At 63.2% G+C, this 20,943-nt stretch carries 18 protein-coding genes; 7 read left to right on the top strand and 11 right to left on the bottom strand.

Features of this window, described 5'->3' with window-relative positions; genetic code table 11:
- Window positions 1-158 precede the first annotated feature (158 nt).
- From murJ to ispH, 6 genes are all read left to right on the top strand, one after another.
- Complete coding sequence (gene murJ / locus MJ122_RS16805) at window positions 159-1,697, top strand: murein biosynthesis integral membrane protein MurJ (RefSeq protein ID WP_088421670.1); 1,539 nt, start codon at window positions 159-161, stop codon at window positions 1,695-1,697.
- Between the two features lie 106 nt (window positions 1,698-1,803).
- Complete coding sequence (gene ribF, locus MJ122_RS16800) at window positions 1,804-2,742, top strand: bifunctional riboflavin kinase/FAD synthetase (protein WP_088421669.1); 939 nt, start codon at window positions 1,804-1,806, stop codon at window positions 2,740-2,742.
- A 21-nt stretch (window positions 2,743-2,763) separates the two neighbouring features.
- On the top strand, window positions 2,764-5,598 hold the full coding sequence (gene ileS / locus MJ122_RS16795) for an isoleucine--tRNA ligase (protein ID WP_239744880.1): 2,835 nt from the start codon (window positions 2,764-2,766) through the stop codon (window positions 5,596-5,598).
- On the top strand, window positions 5,591-6,100 hold the full coding sequence (gene lspA / locus MJ122_RS16790; protein WP_239744879.1) for a signal peptidase II: 510 nt from the start codon (window positions 5,591-5,593) through the stop codon (window positions 6,098-6,100). The genes ileS and lspA overlap by 8 nt, the downstream gene beginning before the upstream one ends.
- The gene (gene fkpB / locus MJ122_RS16785; protein ID WP_239744878.1) at window positions 6,093-6,545 is read left to right on the top strand and encodes an FKBP-type peptidyl-prolyl cis-trans isomerase; all 453 of its coding nucleotides are present in this window, start codon (window positions 6,093-6,095) and stop codon (window positions 6,543-6,545) included. The genes lspA and fkpB overlap by 8 nt, the downstream gene beginning before the upstream one ends.
- 97 nt (window positions 6,546-6,642) lie before the next feature.
- Window positions 6,643-7,587, top strand: a complete 945-nt coding sequence (ispH, locus tag MJ122_RS16780) for a 4-hydroxy-3-methylbut-2-enyl diphosphate reductase (RefSeq protein ID WP_239744877.1) — start codon at window positions 6,643-6,645, stop codon at window positions 7,585-7,587.
- Window positions 7,588-7,641: 54 nt separating this feature from the next.
- Here the strand turns inward: ispH and MJ122_RS16775 are convergent, their stop codons facing one another.
- The 7 genes from MJ122_RS16775 to MJ122_RS16745 form a co-directional block, all read right to left on the bottom strand.
- Window positions 7,642-8,094 carry a type IV pilin protein gene (locus MJ122_RS16775; RefSeq protein ID WP_088421664.1) on the bottom strand — a complete coding sequence of 151 codons (453 nt, stop codon included), beginning with the start codon at window positions 8,092-8,094 and terminating at the stop codon, window positions 7,642-7,644.
- Window positions 8,091-12,074 (bottom strand): PilC/PilY family type IV pilus protein, encoded by a 3,984-nt coding sequence (locus tag MJ122_RS16770; protein ID WP_239744876.1) that lies wholly within the window; start codon window positions 12,072-12,074, stop codon window positions 8,091-8,093. Before MJ122_RS16770 ends, MJ122_RS16775 begins: the two co-directional genes overlap by 4 nt.
- A complete protein-coding gene (locus MJ122_RS16765; RefSeq protein WP_239744875.1) occupies window positions 12,074-12,670 on the bottom strand; it encodes a PilX N-terminal domain-containing pilus assembly protein in 597 nt (198 codons plus the stop codon). The genes MJ122_RS16770 and MJ122_RS16765 overlap by 1 nt, the downstream gene beginning before the upstream one ends.
- The gene (locus MJ122_RS16760) at window positions 12,667-13,482 is read right to left on the bottom strand and encodes a PilW family protein (RefSeq protein ID WP_088421661.1); all 816 of its coding nucleotides are present in this window, start codon (window positions 13,480-13,482) and stop codon (window positions 12,667-12,669) included. Before MJ122_RS16760 ends, MJ122_RS16765 begins: the two co-directional genes overlap by 4 nt.
- Window positions 13,483-13,491: 9 nt before the next feature.
- A complete protein-coding gene (gene pilV, locus MJ122_RS16755) occupies window positions 13,492-13,992 on the bottom strand; it encodes a type IV pilus modification protein PilV (protein WP_088421660.1) in 501 nt (166 codons plus the stop codon).
- A gap of 8 nt (window positions 13,993-14,000) precedes the next feature.
- Entirely contained in the window at window positions 14,001-14,492 is a 492-nt protein-coding gene (locus MJ122_RS16750) for a GspH/FimT family pseudopilin (protein WP_088421698.1), read from the bottom strand.
- A 151-nt stretch (window positions 14,493-14,643) separates the two neighbouring features.
- Window positions 14,644-15,156, bottom strand: a complete 513-nt coding sequence (locus tag MJ122_RS16745; protein WP_239744874.1) for a GspH/FimT family pseudopilin — start codon at window positions 15,154-15,156, stop codon at window positions 14,644-14,646.
- Between the two features lie 195 nt (window positions 15,157-15,351).
- On the opposite strand from MJ122_RS16745, the gene thiO reads away from it, so the two are divergent.
- On the top strand, window positions 15,352-16,461 hold the full coding sequence (thiO, locus tag MJ122_RS16740) for a glycine oxidase ThiO (RefSeq protein WP_239744873.1): 1,110 nt from the start codon (window positions 15,352-15,354) through the stop codon (window positions 16,459-16,461).
- A 13-nt stretch (window positions 16,462-16,474) separates the two neighbouring features.
- On the opposite strand, the gene MJ122_RS16735 is transcribed toward thiO, so the two are convergent.
- From MJ122_RS16735 to MJ122_RS16720, 4 genes are all read right to left on the bottom strand, one after another.
- A complete protein-coding gene (locus MJ122_RS16735) occupies window positions 16,475-17,812 on the bottom strand; it encodes a sigma-54 dependent transcriptional regulator (protein WP_239744872.1) in 1,338 nt (445 codons plus the stop codon).
- Window positions 17,813-17,827: 15 nt separating this feature from the next.
- The gene (locus tag MJ122_RS16730) at window positions 17,828-19,417 is read right to left on the bottom strand and encodes an ATP-binding protein (RefSeq protein ID WP_239745270.1); all 1,590 of its coding nucleotides are present in this window, start codon (window positions 19,415-19,417) and stop codon (window positions 17,828-17,830) included.
- Window positions 19,407-19,649 (bottom strand): PP0621 family protein, encoded by a 243-nt coding sequence (locus MJ122_RS16725; protein WP_026079328.1) that lies wholly within the window; start codon window positions 19,647-19,649, stop codon window positions 19,407-19,409. The genes MJ122_RS16730 and MJ122_RS16725 overlap by 11 nt, the downstream gene beginning before the upstream one ends.
- Before the next feature lie 153 nt (window positions 19,650-19,802).
- The gene (locus MJ122_RS16720; protein WP_088421654.1) at window positions 19,803-20,828 is read right to left on the bottom strand and encodes an outer membrane protein assembly factor BamD; all 1,026 of its coding nucleotides are present in this window, start codon (window positions 20,826-20,828) and stop codon (window positions 19,803-19,805) included.
- Window positions 20,829-20,943: the final 115 nt, after the last annotated feature.

Here is a 20,943-nt window from a genome sequence, read left to right as displayed (position 1 = left end):
CTCCGACGAGTGGTGCGACGGGCGCACACTGTCCGGCGGATGGGGTGATTTATTCGCCCCGCGGCCCTACACTGCTGCGCTTCGCCTGGCGTTCGAGCAATCGCGCCAGGCCAGGGCTGCACCCTCCAGGGGTAGCCATTCTACCAGTTCTGGACGCTATGAACCTACTCAAGTCGCTGGCCGCGGTCAGCTCGATGACCATGATCTCGCGGGTGCTCGGCTTCGTGCGCGACACGATAGTCGCGCGCATGTTCGGCGCCGGCATGGCCACCGACGCCTTCTTCGTCGCCTTCAAGCTGCCCAACCTGCTGCGCCGGATCTTCGCCGAGGGGGCGTTCTCCCAGGCTTTCGTGCCGATCCTGGCCGAGTACAAGACCCAGCAGGGCGAGGAGGCGACCCGTACCTTCATCGCCTATGTGTCCGGCCTGCTGACGTTGATCCTGGCGCTGGTCACCGCGCTGGGCATGCTCGCCGCGCCCTGGGTCATCTGGGTGACGGCCCCCGGCTTCGTCGATTCACCCGAGAAGTTCGAGCTCACCAGTTCGCTGCTGCGGGTGACCTTTCCTTATATTCTGCTGATCTCGCTGGCCTCCCTGGCCGGGGCGATCCTCAATACCTGGAACCGTTTCTCGGTGCCGGCCTTCGTGCCGACGCTGCTGAACGTCAGCATGATTGTCTTCGCGCTGTTCCTCACCCCCTACTTCGACCCGCCGATCATGGCGTTGGGCTGGGCGGTGCTGGCCGGCGGCCTGGCGCAGCTGCTCTACCAGCTGCCGCACCTGAAGAAGATCGGCATGCTGGTGCTGCCGCGCATCAACCTGCGAGATTCTGGGGTCTGGCGTGTGCTCAAGCAGATGGGGCCGGCGATCCTCGGTGTCTCGGTCAGCCAGATTTCGCTGATCATCAACACCATCTTTGCCTCCTTCCTCGTCGCAGGCTCCGTGTCCTGGATGTATTACGCGGACCGCCTGATGGAGCTGCCGTCCGGCGTGCTGGGCGTTGCGCTGGGGACCATCCTGCTGCCATCCCTGGCCAAGACCTACGCCAGCGATGACCGCCATGAGTATTCGCGGCTGATGGACTGGGGGCTGCGCCTGTGCTTCCTGCTGGTGCTGCCGTGCTCCCTGGCCCTGGCGGTGATCGCCGAGCCGCTGACCGTCGCGCTGTTCCAGTACGGCAAGTTCGACGGCCACGACGCACTGATGACCCAGCATGCGCTGGTCGCCTATGCGGTCGGCCTGCTCGGCATCATTCTGGTGAAGGTGCTGGCGCCGGGCTTCTACGCGCGGCAGAACATCAAGACGCCGGTGAAGATCGCGCTCTTTACGCTGGTATCCACCCAGTTGATGAACCTGGTGTTCATCGGCCCGCTCAAGCACGCGGGGCTGGCGCTGGCGATCAGCCTGGCGGCGTGCCTGAATGCCGGGCTGCTGTATTGGCAGCTGCGCAAGCACCAGTTGTTCGAGCCGCAGCCGGGCTGGGGCAGGTTCATCGCAAAATTAGTCGTCTCTGTACTGGTGATGTGCGCGGTGCTGGTCGGCATGATGCACTTCATGCCGGCCTGGGATCAGGGCGGCATGCCAATCCGTCTGGTGCGCCTGGGCGCGCTGGTGGTGGCCGGTGTGGCCGCCTATTTCGGTATGCTGGCGATCCTGGGCTTCCGCCTGCGGGACTTCTCCCGCCGCGCGGTGCTGTAACCTTCGCCGGACAAAGCATTGCATCCGTTTGCGGCGACGGCATTTTGCCTGTCGCATGGCAACGGGTGCAGGTATAATCGACCACTTTCTGAGCAATACGCGCGCTATGCAGCTGCTTCGAGGCCTTCACAACCTGCGGCCCCTGTCCGGGGGCTGTGTCGCCACCATCGGTAACTTCGACGGCGTCCATCTCGGCCACCAGGCAATCCTGGGGCGTCTGCGCGAGCGGTCGCTGGAGCTGGGCGTGCCCAGTTGCGTGGTGATCTTCGAGCCGCAGCCGCGCGAATATTTCGCTCCCGATGCTGCCCCGGTGCGCCTGACGCGCCTGCGCGAGAAGCTCGAACTGCTGCGCCAGTATGGCGTCGACTTCGTTCTCTGCCTGGCGTTCAACCGCCGCCTGCGCGAGCTGTCGGCTGCCGAGTTCGTCCGCCAGGTGCTGGTGGAGGGCCTGCGGGTCCGCCACCTGGAAGTGGGCGACGATTTCCGCTTCGGCTGCGACCGCTCAGGCGACTTCGCCTTCCTGGTCAACGCCAGCGCGGAGCAGGGCTTCACCGTCGAGGCCGCGACCACCGTGGAAGTCGACGGCATGCGGGTGAGCAGCTCGCGTATCCGCAAGGACCTGGCCGACGGCGACCTGCACATGGTCGAGCGCCTGCTGGGTCGCCCCTACAGCCTGAGCGGCCGCGTGCTGCATGGGCAGAAGCTGGGCCGTACGCTGGGTTCGCCCACCGCGAACATCCAGCTCAAGCGCCGCAAGGCGCCGCTCAACGGCGTTTACCTGGTCAGCACGATGGTGGCTGGCCAGCGCTGCAACGGGGTTGCCAACATTGGCACCCGGCCGTCTGTGAATGGCGATGGCCGGCCCCACCTGGAAGTGCATCTGCTGGATTTCGCCGGCGATCTGTACGGCCAGCACCTGGATATCACGTTCCACCAGAAGCTGCGTGATGAGCAGCGTTTTGCCTCGCTCGAGGCACTCAAGGCGGCCATCCTCGCCGACATCGCCGCCGCCCGGGCCTACTGGCTGGGCCAACCGCTTGATTGAAGATCCTGAACAGGCCCTGAGATGACCGATTACAAAGCCACTCTGAACCTTCCCGAAACCGACTTCCCGATGAAAGCCGGCCTGCCGCAGCGCGAGCCGCAAACTCTCAAGCTCTGGAACGACATTGGCCTGTACCAGAAGCTGCGGAAGATTGGCGAAGGTCGCCCGAAATTCATCCTGCACGATGGCCCTCCCTACGCCAACGGCAGCATCCACATCGGTCATGCGGTCAACAAGATCCTCAAGGACATCATCGTCCGCTCCAAGACCCTGGCCGGCTACGACGCCCCCTACGTGCCGGGCTGGGACTGCCACGGCCTGCCGATCGAGCACAAGGTCGAGACCACCCACGGCAAGAACCTGCCGGCGGACAAGACCCGCGAACTGTGCCGCGAGTACGCTGCCGAGCAGATCGAAGGGCAGAAGGCGGACTTCATCCGTCTGGGTGTGCTGGGTGACTGGGATAATCCCTACAAGACCATGAACTTCTCCAACGAGGCCGGGGAAATCCGCGCGCTCGCCGAGATGGTCAAGCAGGGCTTCGTATTCAAGGGCCTGAAACCGGTGAACTGGTGCTTCGACTGCGGCTCGGCCCTGGCCGAGGCGGAGGTCGAGTACGCCGACAAGAAATCCGACGCCATCGATGTCGCCTTCCCGGTTGAGGATGCGGACAAGCTGGCCGCCGCCTTCGGCCTGGCCAGCCTGCCCAAGCCGGCCGCCATCGTCATCTGGACCACCACCCCCTGGACCATTCCGGCCAACCAGGCACTGAACGTCCACCCTGAATTCACCTACGCGCTGGTCGATACCGGCGAGCGCCTGCTGGTGCTGGCCGAGGAACTGGTCGAGTCCTGCCTGCAACGCTACGGCCTGGAAGGCCGGGTCATCGCCACCGCACAGGGTGAAGCGCTGGACCTGATCCGCTTCCGCCACCCGTTCTACGAGCGCTTCTCGCCGGTCTACCTGGCCGAGTACGTCGAACTGGGCGCCGGTACCGGCGTGGTTCACTCCGCCCCGGCCTACGGTGAGGATGACTTCCGTACCTGCAAGCAGTACGGCATGGTCAACGACGACATCCTGAGTCCCGTGCAGAGCAACGGCGTGTACGTGGCCGACCTGCCGTTCTTCGGCGGCCAGTTCATCTGGAAGGCCAACCCGAATATCGTCGCCAAGCTCGATGAAGTTGGCGCGCTGCTCAAGCACGCCAGCATCAGCCACAGCTACATGCACTGCTGGCGCCACAAGACCCCGCTGATCTACCGCGCCACCGCGCAGTGGTTCGTCGGCATGGACAAGCAGCCGCAGACCGGTGCCACCCTGCGCGAGCGCGCGCTGGAAGCCATCACCGAAACCGAGTTCGTGCCCTCCTGGGGCCAGGCGCGCCTGCACGGCATGATCGCCGGCCGTCCGGACTGGTGCATCTCGCGTCAGCGCAACTGGGGCGTACCGATCCCGTTCTTCCTGCACAAGGCCACCGGCGAGCTGCATCCGCGCACCGTCGAGCTGATGGAAGCCGTCGCCCTGCGCGTCGAGAAAGAAGGCATCGAGGCCTGGTTCAAGCTCGACGCCGCCGAACTGCTGGGCGATGAAGCCACGCAGTACGACAAGATCAACGACACCCTGGACGTCTGGTTCGACTCCGGCACCACCCACTGGCACGTGCTGCGCGGTTCCCACGCCGAGCTGGGCCATGCCAGCGGGCCGGCCGCCGACCTCTACCTGGAAGGCTCCGACCAGCACCGCGGCTGGTTCCATTCCTCGCTGCTGACCGGCTGCGCCATCGACGGCCACGCGCCGTACCGCCAGTTGCTGACCCACGGCTTCACCGTGGACGAGTCCGGCCGCAAGATGTCCAAGTCGCTGGGCAACACCGTGGTGCCGCAGACCGTGATCGACAGCATGGGCGCCGACATCCTGCGCCTGTGGGTCGCGTCCACCGACTACTCCGGAGAGATCGCCGTTTCCCAGCAGATCCTCCAGCGCAGCGCCGACGCCTACCGTCGTATCCGCAATACCACGCGCTTCCTGCTGTCCAACCTGTCCGGCTTCGACCCGGCCAAGGACCTGCTGCCCAACGATCAGCTGCTGGCCCTGGACCGCTGGGCCATCGACCGCGCGCTGCAGCTGCAGCGCGAGCTGGAAGAGGCCTACCGCGACTACCGCTTCTGGAACGTCTACTCCAAGGTGCACAACTTCTGCGTGCAGGAGCTGGGCGGCTTCTACCTGGACATCATCAAGGACCGCCAGTACACCACCCAGGCGAACAGCGTCGCCCGCCGTTCCTGCCAGACCGCACTGTTCCACATCGCCGAGGCCCTGGTGCGCTGGATCGCGCCGATCATGGCCTTTACCGCCGAGGAGATCTGGAGCTTCATGCCGGGCGAGCGCGCCGAATCGGTGATGCTCAGCACCTGGTACGACGGCCTTTCCGAGCTGCCGGCCGACGCCGAGCTGGACCGCGCCTACTGGGACGAAGTCATGGCTGCCAAGGCCGCCGTGAACAAGGAACTGGAAAACCTGCGCAGCGCCAAGACCATCGGCGGCAACCTGCAGGCCGAGATCACCCTCTACGCCGAAGATTCCCTGGCCAAGCGCCTGGAGAAACTGGGCAATGAGCTGCGTTTCGTGCTGATCACCTCTGCTGCCACCGTCGCACCGCTGGCCGATGCTCCGGCCGACGCGGTCGAAAGCGAACTGCCGGGCCTGAAGCTGCAGGTCGTTAAGTCGTCCCACGCCAAGTGCGGCCGTTGCTGGCACTTCCGCGCCGATGTCGGCAGCAACGCTGCGCATCCGGAGCTGTGTGGCCGCTGCGTCGAGAATATCGAAGGCGCGGGTGAGGTGCGTCACTATGCCTAACGCCGAGCGTTTCGGCCGCCTGCCCTGGCTGTGGATCACCGTGGTCGTGTTCGTCCTGGACCAGGTCACCAAGGCCTTCTTCCAGGCCGAGCTGAGCATGTACCAGCAGATCGTGGTCATTCCCGACCTGTTCAGCTGGACCCTGGCCTACAACACCGGTGCCGCGTTCAGCTTCCTGGCCGACAGCTCCGGCTGGCAGCGCTGGCTGTTCGCCCTGATCGCCATCGTGGTCAGCATCGTGCTGGTGGTCTGGCTCAAGCGCCTGAAACGCGGCGAGACCTGGCTTGCCATCGCTCTGGCGCTGGTGCTGGGCGGTGCGCTGGGCAACCTGTACGACCGCATGGTCCTGGGCCACGTGGTGGACTTCATCCTGGTCCACTGGCAGGACCAGTGGCGCTTCCCGGCCTTCAACCTGGCCGACAGCGCCATCACCGTCGGCGCCATCATGCTGGCGCTGGACATGTTCAAATCGAAGAATTCCGGAGAGACCGCCAATGGTTGATTCCTCTGACACCATTCAGCGCATCGGCGGCGACTCGAAGGTCACCCTGCATTTCGCCCTGAAACTCGATGACGGCAACGTCGTCGACAGCACCTTCGAGAAGCAGCCGGCCACCTTCAAGGTCGGCGACGGCAACCTGCTGCCGGGTTTCGAGCAGGCGCTGTTCGGCCTCAAGGCCGGTGACAGGCGCACCCTGACCATCGAGCCGGAGAATGGCTTCGGCCAGCCGAACCCGGCCAACGTGCAGGTGATGCCGCGCGACCAGTTCCAGGACATGGAGCTGGCCGAGGGCCTGCTGGTGATCTTCAACGATGCCGCCAAGACCGAGTTGCCGGGCGTCGTGAAGGAGTTCGACGAGCAGCACGTCACCATCGACTTCAATCATCCGCTGGCCGGTAAGACCCTGTCGTTCGAAGTCGATATCATCGACGTACAACCAGCCTGACTGGTTGCGCGGCCCGCCGCCGGCGGGCCGTTGCGCTTGAGGCGAAGTATTCCTACCGGCCCCTCGTGGGCCGGCTTGCGTAGCACCCGAGGCCACCATGCAAATCAAACTCGCCAATCCCCGCGGCTTCTGCGCCGGCGTCGACCGGGCGATCGAGATCGTCAACCGCGCCCTCGACGTCTTCGGCCCGCCGATCTATGTGCGCCATGAAGTGGTGCACAACAAGTTCGTGGTGGAGAACCTGCGCAACCGCGGCGCCGTGTTCGTCGAGGAGCTCGACCAGGTGCCCGACGACACCATCGTCATCTTCAGCGCCCACGGTGTTTCCCAGGCCGTGCGCAAGGAAGCCGAAAACCGTGGCCTGAAGGTCTTCGACGCCACCTGCCCGCTGGTGACCAAGGTGCACATGGAAGTCGTGCGCTACAGCCGCGACGGCCACGAGTGCATCCTGATCGGCCACCAAGGCCATCCGGAAGTCGAAGGCACCATGGGCCAGTACGACGACTCCAACGGCGGTGCGATCTACCTGGTGGAAGACGAGGCCGATGTCGCCGCGCTGGAAGTGCGCAACCCCGAGGCGCTGCACTTCGTGACCCAGACCACCCTGTCGATGGACGACACCTCCAGGGTAATCGACGCGCTGCGTGCCAAGTTCCCGCACATCCAGGGCCCGCGCAAGAATGACATCTGCTACGCCACCCAGAACCGCCAGGATGCGGTGAAGGAACTCGCCGACCAGTGCGACCTGGTGCTGGTGGTTGGCAGCCCGAACAGCTCCAACTCCAACCGCCTGCGCGAGCTGGCCGAGCGCATGGGCACCCCAGGCTACCTGATCGACGGTGCCGAGGACATGCAGAAGGCGTGGTTCGATGGTGTGCAGCGCATCGGCATCACCGCCGGCGCTTCAGCTCCGGAAGTGCTGGTGCGTGGCGTTATCCAGCAGCTGCGTGACTGGGGCGCGGAGCCCGAGGTGGAGCTGGATGGGCGGGAAGAAAACATTACTTTCTCGATGCCCAAGGAGTTGAGGGTCAAGGCGCTCTAGGCCACGCAAAATCCCAGATAAGAAAAAGCCCGATCAGTTGATCGGGCTTTTTTGTTATTTCCAGCAGTCGTTGACGTTGGTGCTCGTATTGCTGATGCCTTTGACGCCCGCCCCGTTGAGGGTGAGGTTACCGCAGGTGGTATCCGCGGTCTGGGAACCAGCAGGTGTGGCTGTCAATAGGTAGCCGCTGCTGTCCGTTCCTGCGCTCAGCGTATATTTACCATTGTCGGACGTAACTGCGGTCGAGCTGCCGCTGCCACTGGTATTGCGCAGCCCGAGCTTACCTAGATCGGCGGCGCTGGTGACATAGGCATAGTTCTGCGCGTAATACCGTTCCTGCCTCGCTGCTGCGTCATTGAGCATGGCTTGCGCTTCGCTGCGATTCGCCCGCAGAACGTACTGTGAGTAACTTGGATAGGCGATTCCTGCCAGGATGCCGACGACCGCTACCACGATCATCAGCTCCATCAGCGTGAAGCCTGCAGAGGCCTTGAAATGACTTTTCATCGTGCTTCCTCGGGGATGACTCGCCAGCTCTGGCGCCCTGTGGAGGTCGGGCCGGAGCTGTACATCATGCCGCTGCCCAAACCTGGAGAGGTAAAGATTTCGCCGTTGTTGGTGGTGAAACCACCTGCGCCGGGTTTCTTGTAACCCGACACCACGGTATTGCTTGACCCGTAAGTGTCATTGCCGTCGATCGTCTTGTCGTTGTTCATATCGAACACGCTATAGCGGGTGCGACCACCGGTGGTGGGGTCCAGGCCGTAGACCCAGGAATCGACACCTTCTTTGCAAGGGTCGGCGTTGGGGGTGAGGGTATTGACCAGAAGGGTGGTGCCGCGAGTTGCCATCGGGTTGATCATCATTTCGCCGCTCAGCGTACTGCTGCCGGCAATCTTCAGATCCAGCACCCATCCCCACTTATTAACGCTGGAGTCAGAGTTGTCAGTCGCTCCGTTTGTGTACCACTGGATCGTGTTCTGGCTGATCGTCCGGATGCCCTGCACGTTGGGGTTGTTGCCGAAGGGGTTGGTTGCTGCTTCCTCGGTGATGGTCTGGGTGACGAGGTTTGATCGGTCCAGTGCCGAACTGGGCGCCGAAGTACTTTGCCCTTTTGTTTTCCGGTCCCAGATACCGTAGATGCTCTGGGCGCGAGTCGAGTCGACGTTGCCATCGGTCGTTTCAAAGTACTTGCCGGTACCGAAGATAACCAGGTAGCCGAGGGTGGTCGGGTGTCTTACCAGCGAAGGCGGCGCCATGATGGTCTGGGCAGTGGCGCCACTACTGCGGCTGTCCTGGGCGGTATACAGCGGCCTGCCGCCGTAGGACACGACAAAATCGTCGGCATTGCTGGCGGAGTCGGTGATGCCTCCGGTTCCACGGCGGAACGGATCGCCGGATGTGGTGCCATGAACGCTTGAAGGGAAGAGGTCGAAGCGCCAGAGATTGCCTTGCAGATCGCCTGCATATGCGTAATCGGCAACTCCATCGCTGTTGTTGTCAGCCAGCTTCACCGTAGACAGACCATTGGCCTTGGTCGCATCGCCGGTGACGACCAATTCCTTGACCATTTCGCCAGTCTGGATGTCCAGGATCATCAGCGAAGCCTTGTCGGCACCCGTGCCTGCCTGGTTGCCATAGCCGTTGCCAGTGACAACCGCCCATTTGCCCGTATGTAGGCGAGCGATAGTAGGTTGAGGGAACGAGTAGCCCATATTGACGTACGCGTCGCCGCTGTCGAAGCTCTTCTCCCACAGTAGGGTGACGGCGTTCGGGTTGGTAATGTCTAGGGCGAACATGGATCGGCCGCCCGCTCGCAGTGTGCCGACCAGTACGGTGTGCCAGGCGCCGCTGTAGTACACGTCTGAGACTGTCGGAGTGCCATCGACATAGAACTGGTGGGCGCCACCCTTGTATTTCTTCGCCGGCAGTTTGTAGAGATTCTCGATGACTGCCGTCGGAACGTAGGCGAAAACCTCGGCGCCTGTCCGGGTGTCGAAACCGTGCAACATGCCGTCGTTTGCGCCGACATAGACCATCGGCCTGCGCGAGGGATTGGCGCCGTCGGCATTGTTAGCGTCACGGAAGGCCGCGTATTTGCTGCTGCCGTCGGTATTGCTGCCGCCGTCAATGGCGTCGGCGAGGTAAGCAAGGTACTTGGGCGTGCCAACCAGAACCGGGGACGAGTTGACGATGTCGCCCATTATGCTGCTGCGCTCGCGGAATTGGCCACTCGCGCTGCCTTCGTTGCTCTGGTCTCCGCGAACATAGGCGAGCCGTTCGGCTCCCTTGGTGTCTGCAGTGGAGTTCGTCGTATCGAAGTCGCGATTGAGCAGTGCCTGCTGGGCGGCCGTCAGATTACTCCAGGTAAAGTCCTGCAGCTTGCTGGCGTTGCTAGCGCTGAACATCTTGATGGTGCGGGATGCGTTGCCGTTAAGGGTCGTTGACAGGTCCCAGGACTGAGTGCGGGCGCCGTTCGAATCGATGCTGTACTTAATCAGGTTGCCGGACCAGTTTTCGCTGTTGAACTGGGTCTCGTAGACCTCGCGAGTGATGGTGTCCTCGACGATCGAAGCGGTAACGCCCGGCGCACTGGCTGAGGCCGTGCGGTTGCTGATGCGGTTGATGATGGTACGGAACGCCTCGACGATCTTGTCCGGGCTGTCCGCGCTGAAGAACTCGCCGCGCGAGTTGATCGCGGTGTGCCACAGGTCATAGACGTTGTTGGCGCTGCCGTCGCTGGCGGCAGGCCAGGATGTCCCATTCTTCAATGCGGTGTAGCCGGCACCGCCGTAGGTATCGCCGCTCCAGGGAATGCCCGGCTTGTCCAGAGCGCTGGTCAGGCCCAGCCCGATCGTATAATTGACTAGGTGTTGCCAGGTGGCCGGGTCGTTACGAGGGTCCCAGTATTCTGCCGTGGCGTCACTGGTGTTGGGAGCGACAAGCAGCGGCTTCACATCATTTTTCAGGTTGGTATTGGCGTCGGTTGCCCAATAGTGGAACGCCAGGTCCGCCAGGGTGTTCTGCGTGGCGTCGTTGAATGGCGCCTGCTTGCTGTAGGTCTTGCGGTCGGGCAACGTAGTGTTGCTGTGGTCAGGCTTTAAGGTCTGGGAAGGGGAGCCGTCGTCCCCGTTCCACATGCCATCAGTCATCATGATCTGATAGCTCGGGCGGCATGCATAAGTCGGGGTCTGAACGGTGGTGCCTTTGCCACCGCCGGAGGTGAAGGGGTTAGGCTCATAGGCCCAGGCATCGGAGCCGGTCAGGAACTCGCCGGCACGTCCCATCGCCGCACGCAGGGATGTCCCTTGGTTGAATCCTACGCCAGTCAGCCAGGTGAAGAAGTTGCCGCGGTGCTGGTCGGAAAACTTGCGGAAGTAGTTGGTGCCGCAACCGCTGGAATTCAGCGTGGTGCAGCTGTTCAGAGTCTGCCAGGTCAACCGGATGGTCGCCGGCAGGCTGTTGAAGGAAAGATTCGCGGCACTCAGCGTGGCCAGCGCGCGTGTGCGGTAGAAGGAATACCATATAGCGAAATTCTGTCTTTCGTCCGTGCCTCCCACACCCGAGGAGGCCGACACGGTGACCAACCGATAACAATTGTCATCGGCGGTGGATGAGGTACATCCGGTCAAGGTGTTGTCATACACGTAGTAGTACGCCGGGACTTTCGCCTGGGTGCGATCGGGGCGGCTGACCGTCGTAGTGGTTGTTTCCGTAGTGGTCGCGTTGACTATCAGCGTATAGCGGTTATTCCCACTGTTTTTCTTGCAGCTGACATAGGCGTAGGTTGTGGTCGTGGTGGTATCCACCTTGGTGATGTTGCCATCCGCTCCGGTGGTGGAATTGGAGCTCGTCGAGCTCACCGGGTCTACCGCATTGTTGCTGGGGCAGCTGCGCAGATTGTTGCTGTACGTGTAGTTGTTGACGACCTGGGGGGTGCCGGTCGAGCTGCTCTGGCTCAAAACCGCCGGGCCGAAGTCTGCTGCCGGGTTTTGCACATATTGGCGCCAGCCATAGGACGAGTCGGTGGAAGTGAAAAGTGTCCCAGGGGTGGTGGCTGGATCGGAGTTCCGCGTTACCCAGTATGAGGTGCTTAGGTCGATAGTGCCGGTGCTGGTTTTCAGACCGTTCGAATACGCTGCGGAGAATGACGTACTGTAGCCCGGGTTTGCCCGTGAGCCGTCGCTGTTGATCTTGGTTGGGATCAGGTAAGTGACTGCGGGGTTGTAGTACATAGGGTTAAACACGGCGGCTTTGAAGCGCCGGGTATTGCCATTATCCCCCATGCTGTCGGGGGCAAATGCGTAACGCATGCTGCCCGAGTCGTCCAGCGTCAGAATCAGGTTGGGAGCTACCGATTCGGAGAGAATCAGAGGCGATTGGGCAATGCTCAGCAGCGAAGCCTGGGTTTGCTGGATGCTACTGAACAGCCCCAAGCAGATGCCCAGGCTGAGAGCGGCCTTTCGCGGGAAGATGCTTGTCTTCATCAGCGGTCACCGTTGTCAAAGAGTTTGGCGGTGGTAGACCGCATGTACGTAGCATTGCGGGAGGTGGATGCTTTGGCGTTGACCTCGTAGCGGAAGGTTCCGGTCTGAATGAGCATGTTGCCGTATTCGGGGTTTTCCGCTTCTCCAGACTCAGCGCCGCCGGGAGCCGGCAAGGCGTACCAGACGATGGGCATGTTGGAGTCCGCTTTCGTGCCATCCTTGGGGCTGTACGGCCGGGAAAGGCCCGCGCTGTCAAAGAGCAAGGCGTAGGTTGCCAGGTTATTGCGCAGGGTCAGCAGGCAGGGCGCGGGCACCGTGTCGGCGGCCGCCGCGGCGCAGGAGGCCGTCGGCTCCAAGGGGCGCAGGCGATTGACCATCGAATATTCGCCGTCCCGAAGACCTGCCTCCGCGCCGTTGGCCAGCCGTTGCTGCTCGACGAAGTTGGCGGTGATCTTCGATTCCAGTGCCACCTCACGGGTGCTGGAAAGCGCAAGTACAGTGACCAGCAGCATGATGATCAATGCGATGAACAGCGACGCGCCGGTTTGTCCTTGCCGCGAGCCGTAAAAGTTGCGATGAGGCCGAGCGGTGGTCATGGCATCAGGTTCCTGAGGGAGACGGTGTTCTGGCTGAATTGGTAGAGCTGACTCTTGTCGGCATTCTTCAGTGCGGTGACCTCGGCATCGGACGCGCCGCTGTAGTCCTTCCAATTTTGCAGCGCGTTATCCACGGTGCTGGAATCGCGCACGTATGCGGATGTGCTGCGCGCAAGGGTGACGAAGCGCACAGTGAGAATCGGCTGGTTCGAGTTCGGGTTGGCGACGTACTGCGTAACAGTACGGGGACTGGCTGCACTGCCTACACCGAAGGTAAAGCGCAGATCGACGAGCCCGTTGAGCATGATCGAGTCCTGACTGGTACCACCGGACACCTGGCGGGTACAGACGAGATTATTGTTGGCGCTATCGAACCAGATGCGCTCCACGAAGTTCTCGGTGGATTTTGTGTAGGGCGAAGTGAAGTCGGCTGAGTTGGCCACTGCGGTGCCCTGGCAATCGCGATCATTGTTGTCACGGGGCTGGTAACGAATGCAGATCGAAGAAGCGCTGACGCGCATGACGGTCTGGCCCGCGGCGAAATTGCAGCCCGACAGGTTTTCGGCCTTGAACGCTGAGTCCACAGGCTCGTCGGGGCGACGACGATATCCGGCCTTGGCCAGTTCCTGTTGCAGGAAGATCATCGTGTAGCGCGAGCCTTCCTGATTCTCCGACTGACTTTGCTGGAAGGTGTAGCTGCGCTTGTTGTCGATGTAGATCTGGGTCACTCCGATAATGAGCACACTGCTGAGGGCCAGGGCGACCATCAGCTCGATCATCGACAGCCCACGCTGTAGGTATTGGGTATTCATGGAGAGTCCCTAGATTTCAGTGCGCAGGCGGTAGTAGCACTTGGTAGCGGTGCTGTTATCCATGCACTCGCCAGGCTTTACCGTCCAGGCCAGCTGAATTTCAACGGCCGAGCCATTGCCACAGCTGTTGGCGTTGAGCGAGCGGCAGATGTAGAAGTCGCTGGTAAGCAGCCCGCTGGCGCCGGGCAACAGTTTGCCGGCTTTCTGCGCCCAGCAGGCCAACTGTTCCGACGCCACGTTGGTGGTGGTGCCGCAGCCGCTGCTTGGTGCATCGGGGAAGGCACTGTCCGCGGCTTTATAGAAGCCCGAGCTGGCGGGCAGGCCCGCCGGGTTGGCTCGCATCATCTCGACCAGATCATTAGCCAGGGCGGCTGCCGTATTGCGTTGTACCGAATCCTGGGTGTAAGTCACGGCGCGCCCCTGGAGGGCCACCATGCCCAGCACGCCGATGCAGACCAGCACCAGCGCAATGAGCACTTCGATCATGCTGAAGCCGCGGACTTTGTTCATCGTCGTTCTCATGACGGCGTACAGGAGCTGAGTGCAGAGCTCCCGTCCTTGCCTTGTGGGTAGAGACGGACGAAGCCGCTTGCCTGCACGCTCATCTTGTATCCGCTCGCGGCAGCGTCGTTGCTGCAAGCGATGAGGTTGGCGGCGCCGCTTGCGGTGCCGTTGGAGCGGAAGGTCAGGGAGCTCACCGAGGCCGAGATCGTTACGCCGGTGGGCGGAGTGAAGGAGCGCAGTACGGCCGCAGAGGTGTCCGTGCAGCTCTTGCGAACGCTCCATATTCCGTTGCTCGAGCAGAGGTTCATGCTCTGATTGTTCTGCACCGCGGCGCTGCGTGCGAACTGGATCAGACTCGCCAGCTCATTGCTCGCCGATTGCAGTCGAGAGTTGGTAATGACAGTACTGAAACTGGGCACCGCGATGCTGGCAAAGATCGCCACGACGGATACCACTATCATCAATTCGACCAGCGTGAACCCTGCTGATCCTTTGGGGCGCGGCATAAGCGCATTCCTCACATTTTTGATAGCGGCAATGCTGCCTAGTCATGTGGGAAATGTCTTTTTTCTATGGATGACCGTTCGTTATAGGGCGATGTTCGGTCATGCCATCCGGGCTTGTGTGAGGCCTGTCACGGACGGTGTGCGAAGTGCGTCAGCGGGGACAGAAGTCCTCGGTGGTTGCGGACTCGGTGCGGATCCGCCCGGCCTTGTTGAAGACGATGCGAAAGCTGCTGCGACCCTCGCCGCAGAGCGTCAGCGTGCCGGCGTGGAAGGCGCCGTTGGGTTGGATGGCGTTGCCGCGCGGGATGTAGTGGATAAGGCGGCGCGAGGTGCTGTCCGTGTGGATGCGGATGCCTGTCAGTGGATCATGAACGGCGAGCAGTGCTTGTTCCGGGGCACGGGTGCCGCGATTGTCTGGGTCGACAAAGATCTCCCAGCCCGCCGCCCAGTCGCCATGGTTCGCGACGACGCTGATGGGTTGCCCGCTATGCGCGGCCGTTTCGCGGGCGAAGTCCAACGCGCTGCGTAGTTCATGCGCCGCCGTGCTTGCGCGCTGGTTGCTCAGTATTTCGCTGAACGACGGAGCTGCGATGGACAGCGCGATGGCGATGATTGCCAGGGTGAACAGCAGTTCGACGAGAGTGAAGCCCTGAACCCTGGCCATGACCTGCTCCTGGACGTGTACGGAAGGGCCAAGTATCGGCCCTTGAGCACGGCGCGCTCGGGGACAAGTTGGATGGATGTTGTAGGAGCGGTCCGATGCCGCACCGACTTCTGTCCTGCTCCCTCATCCGCTCATGCCCGGTATAGTGTGCGGCCGGCAATGGGCCGTTGATTTTCCTGTGATGTGGGGCGTGGTATGCCGGACATGATCGTGGTGGGCGGTGGCGTAGTCGGGATGCTGACTGCTTGGACGCTGGGGCAGGCGGGCGCCGAGGTGGTGTTGCTGGAACGCGGCGAGACCGGGCGCGAGGCATCCTGGGCGGGCGGTGGCATCGTCTCGCCGCTCTATCCGTGGCGCTACAGCGCGGCGGTCGCCAACCTGGCCCACTGGTCGCAGGACTTCTACCCGCTATTGGGGGATCGCCTGCTCGCCGACACGGGGCTCGATCCGGAAGTGCATGTGACCGGTCTCTACTGGCTTGACCTGGACGACCAGACCGAAGCCCTGGCCTGGGCCAAGGCCAATGGCCGCCCGCTTTCGGAAGTGGATATCGATGCCGTACACGAGGCTGTCCCGGTTCTGGGGCAGGGCTTCGCTCGCGCGGTGTACATGTCCGGCGTGGCCAACGTGCGCAACCCGCGCCTGGCCAAGGCGTTGCGCGAAGCGCTGGTGCGGCTGCCAAACGTCAGCGTACGGGAACAGGTGGAGGTGACCGGTTTCCTGCACAAGGGCGAGCGCGTGACAGGCGTGCGCACTGAGCAGGGCGATTTCACTGCCGGCTCGGTAGTACTGGCGGCGGGCGCCTGGAGTGGCCAGCTACTGGCCAGGCTGGGCCTGGAGTTGCCGGTCGAGCCGGTAAAGGGGCAGATGATCCTGTATCGCTGCGCTCCTGATTTCCTCTCCAGCATGGTGCTGGCGAAAGGTCGCTACGCAATACCTCGCCGTGACGGCCATATCCTGGTGGGCAGCACGCTGGAGTTTGCCGGTTTCGACAAGACTCCATCGAACGAGGCTCTGAGCGGCCTGCGCGCGTCGGCAGAGGAGCTGCTTCCTGCGCTGGCAGAGATGGAGCCGGTAAACCACTGGGCGGGGCTGCGTCCGGGTTCGCCGCAGGGCATCCCCTTCATTGGCGAGGTGCCCGGTCATCAGGGGCTGTGGCTGAACACCGGTCATTACCGCAACGGCCTGGTGCTGGCGCCGGCGTCCTGCCAGTTGCTGGTGGACCTGATGCAGAAGCGTCAGCCGATCATCGAGGCGGCACCCTACTCACCGGAAGGGCGTCTGGTGGCGGCGCCCATCGTCTGAGACCAGCCGGGGATCAGTCGATCCCCAGTTTCTTCAGCCGGTAGCGCATGGAGCGGAAGGTCAGGCCCAGGCGCTGCGCTGCCGCAGTACGGTTCCAGCGCGTCTCTTCCAACGCCTGCATGATCAGCTTGCGCTCGATGTCCTCGAGGTAGTCCTCGAGGTTGTCGATCTGCGCGAGGCTCGCCTCGCCGCCGTTGTCCGCCGTGCTGGTCTCGGCCAGGCGCAGGTCGTGGGGCTGGATGACGTCGTTTTCGCAGAGCGTGTAGGCGCGCTCCAGCATGTTCTCCAGTTCCCGCACGTTGCCGGGAAAGCGGTAGCTCTTGAGCTTCTCCAGTGCATCTGCGCTCAGCGAGGCGGCGGCCAGGCCGCTGTCCCCGGCCAGGCGCTTGAGCACGCGGTCGGTCAGCAGTGGGATGTCTTCGCGGCGCTCGCGCAGCGGCGGAACGCGCAGCTCGATGACATTCAGACGGTAGTAGAGGTCCTGGCGGAAGCGGCCGGCGGCCACTTCGGCGGCCAGGTCCTTATGGGTCGCGCAGAGGATTCGCACATCGACTGCAACCTCCTGCTGGCCGCCCACGGCGCGCACGGCTTTTTCCTGGATGACGCGCAGCAGTTTGACCTGCATCGGCAGTGGCAGGTCGGCCACTTCGTCGAGGAACAGGGTGCCGCCGTTCGCTGCCTGGAACAGGCCGAGCTTGTCTTCCACCGCACCGGTGAAGCTGCCTTTCTTGTGGCCGAAGAATTCGCTTTCCATCAGCTCGGAAGGGATGGCGCCGCAGTTGACCGGCACGAAGGTCTGGCTCTCGCGCGGGCCCTGTTCATGGATCAGCCGGGCCACCAGCTCCTTGCCGCTGCCGGACTCGCCGCTGATGTACACCGGCGCCTGGCTGCGCGCGAGCTTCGCCACCTGGTTGCGCAGGGTGCGCATGGGCGGCGAGTCGCCGAGCAGGCGGCTGTCCACCGGTGCCTCCTCGGCGTCCGGAGAGCGCAGGCGCAGGGCTGCGTTCACCAGCTCGCGGAGCCGGGCGAGGTCCACAGGCTTGGTCAGGAAATCGAAGGCACCGGCCTTGAGCGCCTGCACGGCGGTGTCGAGGCTGCCGAAGGCGGTGATCATCGCTACCGGCATCTGCGGATGGCGCTGCTGGATGTACTGCACCAGGTCAAGGCCGGTGCCATCGGGCAGGCGCATATCGGTCAGGCAGAAGTCGAAGGGTTCGCGGGCGAGGAAGTCGCGGGCCTCCTTGACGTTGCGGGCGCTGCGGGTATCCAGCTTCATGCGGCCGAGGGTGATCTCCAGCAGCTCGCGGATGTCGGGTTCGTCGTCGACGATCAGGGCTTTTTGACGGCTCATGGTCTTTGCGTCTTCTTAGCTTTGTTTGCGCGGGTGGGCGAAGGTGATGCGGAAGCAGCTGCCGCCTTCGTCACGCGTCTTGTAATCCAGTCGAGCCTGGTTGCTTTCGCACAGCTCGCGGGAGATGTACAGGCCAAGGCCCGTGCCCTTGCTTTCGGTGGTGAAGAACGGTTCGAACAGTTTCCCCCGCTGCTCGGCAGCGATGCCGGGCCCGTCATCGAGCACTTCCAGCACGGGCAGGTCGGTTTCGCTGTCGCGGAACAGCCGCAGCCACACCTGGCCGGTGCCGTTCTTCTGAGTGCTGTACCGTAACCCATTCTGCACAAGGTTGGTCAGTACCTGCGTCAACTGGTGCGGATCCATGCGGGTCTGCACGGTGCCCTGGCCGGTTTCGACGTGAATCTGCTGACCTTCACGCAGGCTCTCGCGCATTTCACCGGCATAGCGGTGCAGCCAGTATTTCAGGTCGAGCAACTGCGGCTCGGCCTGGCGCCGGCGCGAGAGCTGCAGAACGTTTTCGATGACCAGATTCATGCGCCGCGACTGGTCCTGGATGATCTGCGCCAGGCGCCGGTCGGGCTTGTCCAGCTCTTCGGACTCCAGCAGCAACTGCGCGGCATGACTGATCGCCCCCAGCGGGTTGCGGATCTCGTGGGCGATGCCGGCGGTAAGGCGACCCAGGGCGACCAGCTTGAGTTGCTGGGCCTGCTGGGCGATCTGCGAGATGTCCTCGAGGAACATCAGGATGTGCTGCTCGTTGTCCCGACGCAGGGGGATGAAGCTCGGCTGCACGGTCGGGCCCGACTCCAGGGGCTGCAGGCTCGGCGGGCGCAGGGCGGGGTTCTGCTGCCACTGCTGCAGGCTGGAGACCAGTTGCGGGCTGTATTCGGCGAGCGAGTGGCCGGGCAGGTCGTGGCCGCCGAGCAGGGTCGTCGCGCTCTGGTTGGCCAGCAGCACGCGGTGGCGATCGCCCAGGACCAGGATGCCGGTGCGCATGCGCTGCAGGATCAGGGCATTGAGCTCTTCGAGATTGGCCACCGTGGTGGCGCGCTGCTCGGCGATGTTTTCGACGATCTGCTGGCGCCGGGCCAGGGCCTGGATCAGCAGTGCCGAGGCGAAACTCAGCGCCCCCAGGCCGCCAGCCTGCACGTAGTGGTTGATAGCCGTGGCCTGGGTGAGGCTCAGGTAGAAGGTCAGGTAGATCAGGCCGATAGCAGCGATGGCGGCAATCAGCAGGCCGATGCGGCCGCGCAGGAGGATATTGGCGATGGCCACGGCCACCACCATCAGGTTGCCGATGCCGCTGGGAATGCCGCCGGCGGTATAGAACAAGGCGCTCAGCAGTAGTATGTCCAGCGCCGCCAGGATGAACAGCGGCAAGAGCTGCCGCGGGGTGGGCATCAGCACCGCGATCAGGATATTGAGGACCAGGTAGACCCAGCAGCCGATGTGGAACAGTTCGGGGTGGGCCAGTTTGAGGAGCTCATCATCCAGGCTGCTGGAGATCAGCAGCACCAGCACCAACCCGATGGTCAGGCGGTACAGGTGATACAGGCGCAGGACCCGCAGGCCCTGGCCCGTGAGCGAGATACCTTCAGCGACCACGGTCGGTGCGGTCCTGTTCGAGGTGCGCACGGCTGCAATACCAGTTGCCCTCGTCCCGGAGGGCGTGAGTCTGCGGCACATGCACGCCGCACTGGTTGCAGCGGACCATCGGCGCGGCCGTGTCCTCACCCTTGGCCTTGTGGGCGGGGCGAGCCGGGCGGGTGGCTTTGCGCCACAGCCACCAACCGAAGGCGAAGAGGGCGATCCAGAACAGCAGACGGGTCATGGCAATCCCTTGTGCATAAAGAGCCGCAGTTTATCCAAGCCGCGCGGTGGCGCACAGTGAGCCCGTGCGCGCACCTGGCAGGCCCGGGATAAGACGCCCAAGCGTTGCCCAAATGCAAAGGGAGGCCGAAGCCTCCCTTTTTTCTCGAGCCTGCCGCTATCAGTCGAAGATGCCGAAGGTCATGTAGCTGAACCAGGAGCGGTCGCTGCTGCCGGCGTTGCCTTCGGATTCGTGCTGTTCTTCCTGGACGTCGCTCTGGTTTTCGGGCTTGAGTTCGGCCGGGATCTGCTGCTCGGCGTCCTCGTACTGCTTGATCACGTCCTTGGAGGCCTGGGTTTCCATGTGCGGCGGGGCATCGTTGGTCTCGATCAGGCCCAGGGTGGCCTTGGCCAGCCAGGAACGGTTGTCGGCTTCGTCTTCACGCGGAACGAACTGGCCATCCTTCAGGCTGGGGTTGTCCGGGTAGTTGGCCTTCAGGGTTTCCAGGCTGGAATCGGCCAGATCGTTCAGGCCCAGGCGCTGGTAGGCCTCGACCATGATCGCCAGGCCATCGCCGACGGCCGGGGTCTCCTGGAAGTTCTCGACCACGTAGCGACCCCGGTTGGCGGCGGCGACATAGGCCTGGCGCTTCAAATAGTAGTGGCCGACGTGCACTTCGTAGGCCGCCAGCAGGTTGCGCAGGTAGATCATGCGCGCCTTGGCGTCCGGGGCGTAGCGGCTGTTCGGGTAGCGGCTGACGAGTTGGGCGAACTCGTTGAAGGAGTCGCGGGCAGCGCCCGGGTCGCGCTTGGTCATGTCCAGCGGCAGGAAGCGCGCCAGCAGGCCGCGGTCCTGGTCGAAGGACGCCAGGCCCTTGAGGTAGTAGGCGTAGTCGACGTTCGGGTGTTGCGGGTGCAGGCGGATGAAGCGCTCGGCGGAGGCGCGGGCGGCCTCGGGCTCCATGTTCTTGTAGTTGGCGTAGATCAGTTCCAACTGGGCCTGCTCGGCATAGCGGCCGAACGGATAGCGGGACTCCAGCGCCTTCAGCTTGGCGACGGCGTTGGTGTAGCTCTTGTTGTTGAGGTCTTCCTGTGCCTGCTGGTACAGCTGGCTTTCGCTCAGGTTCTCATCCACCTTCTCGCCCTTGGAGGAGCAAGCGGTGACGAAGGCGAGGGTGGCGATCAGCAGCAGGTGTTTCACTTGCATGGCGGCTTGCGTCCCTGGACGGTCGGCTGTCGCGGCCGCAACCGTCTGTTATGATTGGCGCCCCAGGGGTACCCCTGGGACAAAGGCCCCGTATTTAACCACAGCGTGCAGCCGA

Source organism: Pseudomonas sp. DP-17 (assembly GCF_022380625.1).
Taxonomy (GTDB): Bacteria; Pseudomonadota; Gammaproteobacteria; order Pseudomonadales; family Pseudomonadaceae; genus Pseudomonas; species Pseudomonas nitroreducens_A.
The sequence above is the reverse complement of the archived record's forward strand: the minus strand, read 5'-3'. Positions and strand labels throughout refer to the sequence as shown.

Coding starts and splice junctions, on each gene's coding strand:
- thiO (WP_239744873.1), top strand. CDS start 15,352: ATGCCGGACATGATCGTGGTGGGCGGTGGCGTAGTCGGGATGCTGACT.
- MJ122_RS16720 (WP_088421654.1), bottom strand. CDS start 20,828: ATGCAAGTGAAACACCTGCTGCTGATCGCCACCCTCGCCTTCGTCACC.
- MJ122_RS16735 (WP_239744872.1), bottom strand. CDS start 17,812: ATGAGCCGTCAAAAAGCCCTGATCGTCGACGACGAACCCGACATCCGC.
- pilV (WP_088421660.1), bottom strand. CDS start 13,992: ATGAACAAAGTCCGCGGCTTCAGCATGATCGAAGTGCTCATTGCGCTG.
- MJ122_RS16760 (WP_088421661.1), bottom strand. CDS start 13,482: ATGAATACCCAATACCTACAGCGTGGGCTGTCGATGATCGAGCTGATG.
- lspA (WP_239744879.1), top strand. CDS start 5,591: ATGCCTAACGCCGAGCGTTTCGGCCGCCTGCCCTGGCTGTGGATCACC.
- ileS (WP_239744880.1), top strand. CDS start 2,764: ATGACCGATTACAAAGCCACTCTGAACCTTCCCGAAACCGACTTCCCG.
- MJ122_RS16770 (WP_239744876.1), bottom strand. CDS start 12,074: ATGAAGACAAGCATCTTCCCGCGAAAGGCCGCTCTCAGCCTGGGCATC.
- MJ122_RS16765 (WP_239744875.1), bottom strand. CDS start 12,670: ATGACCACCGCTCGGCCTCATCGCAACTTTTACGGCTCGCGGCAAGGA.
- MJ122_RS16750 (WP_088421698.1), bottom strand. CDS start 14,492: ATGCCGCGCCCCAAAGGATCAGCAGGGTTCACGCTGGTCGAATTGATG.
- murJ (WP_088421670.1), top strand. CDS start 159: ATGAACCTACTCAAGTCGCTGGCCGCGGTCAGCTCGATGACCATGATC.
- ribF (WP_088421669.1), top strand. CDS start 1,804: ATGCAGCTGCTTCGAGGCCTTCACAACCTGCGGCCCCTGTCCGGGGGC.
- MJ122_RS16745 (WP_239744874.1), bottom strand. CDS start 15,156: ATGGCCAGGGTTCAGGGCTTCACTCTCGTCGAACTGCTGTTCACCCTG.
- fkpB (WP_239744878.1), top strand. CDS start 6,093: ATGGTTGATTCCTCTGACACCATTCAGCGCATCGGCGGCGACTCGAAG.
- ispH (WP_239744877.1), top strand. CDS start 6,643: ATGCAAATCAAACTCGCCAATCCCCGCGGCTTCTGCGCCGGCGTCGAC.
- MJ122_RS16775 (WP_088421664.1), bottom strand. CDS start 8,094: ATGAAAAGTCATTTCAAGGCCTCTGCAGGCTTCACGCTGATGGAGCTG.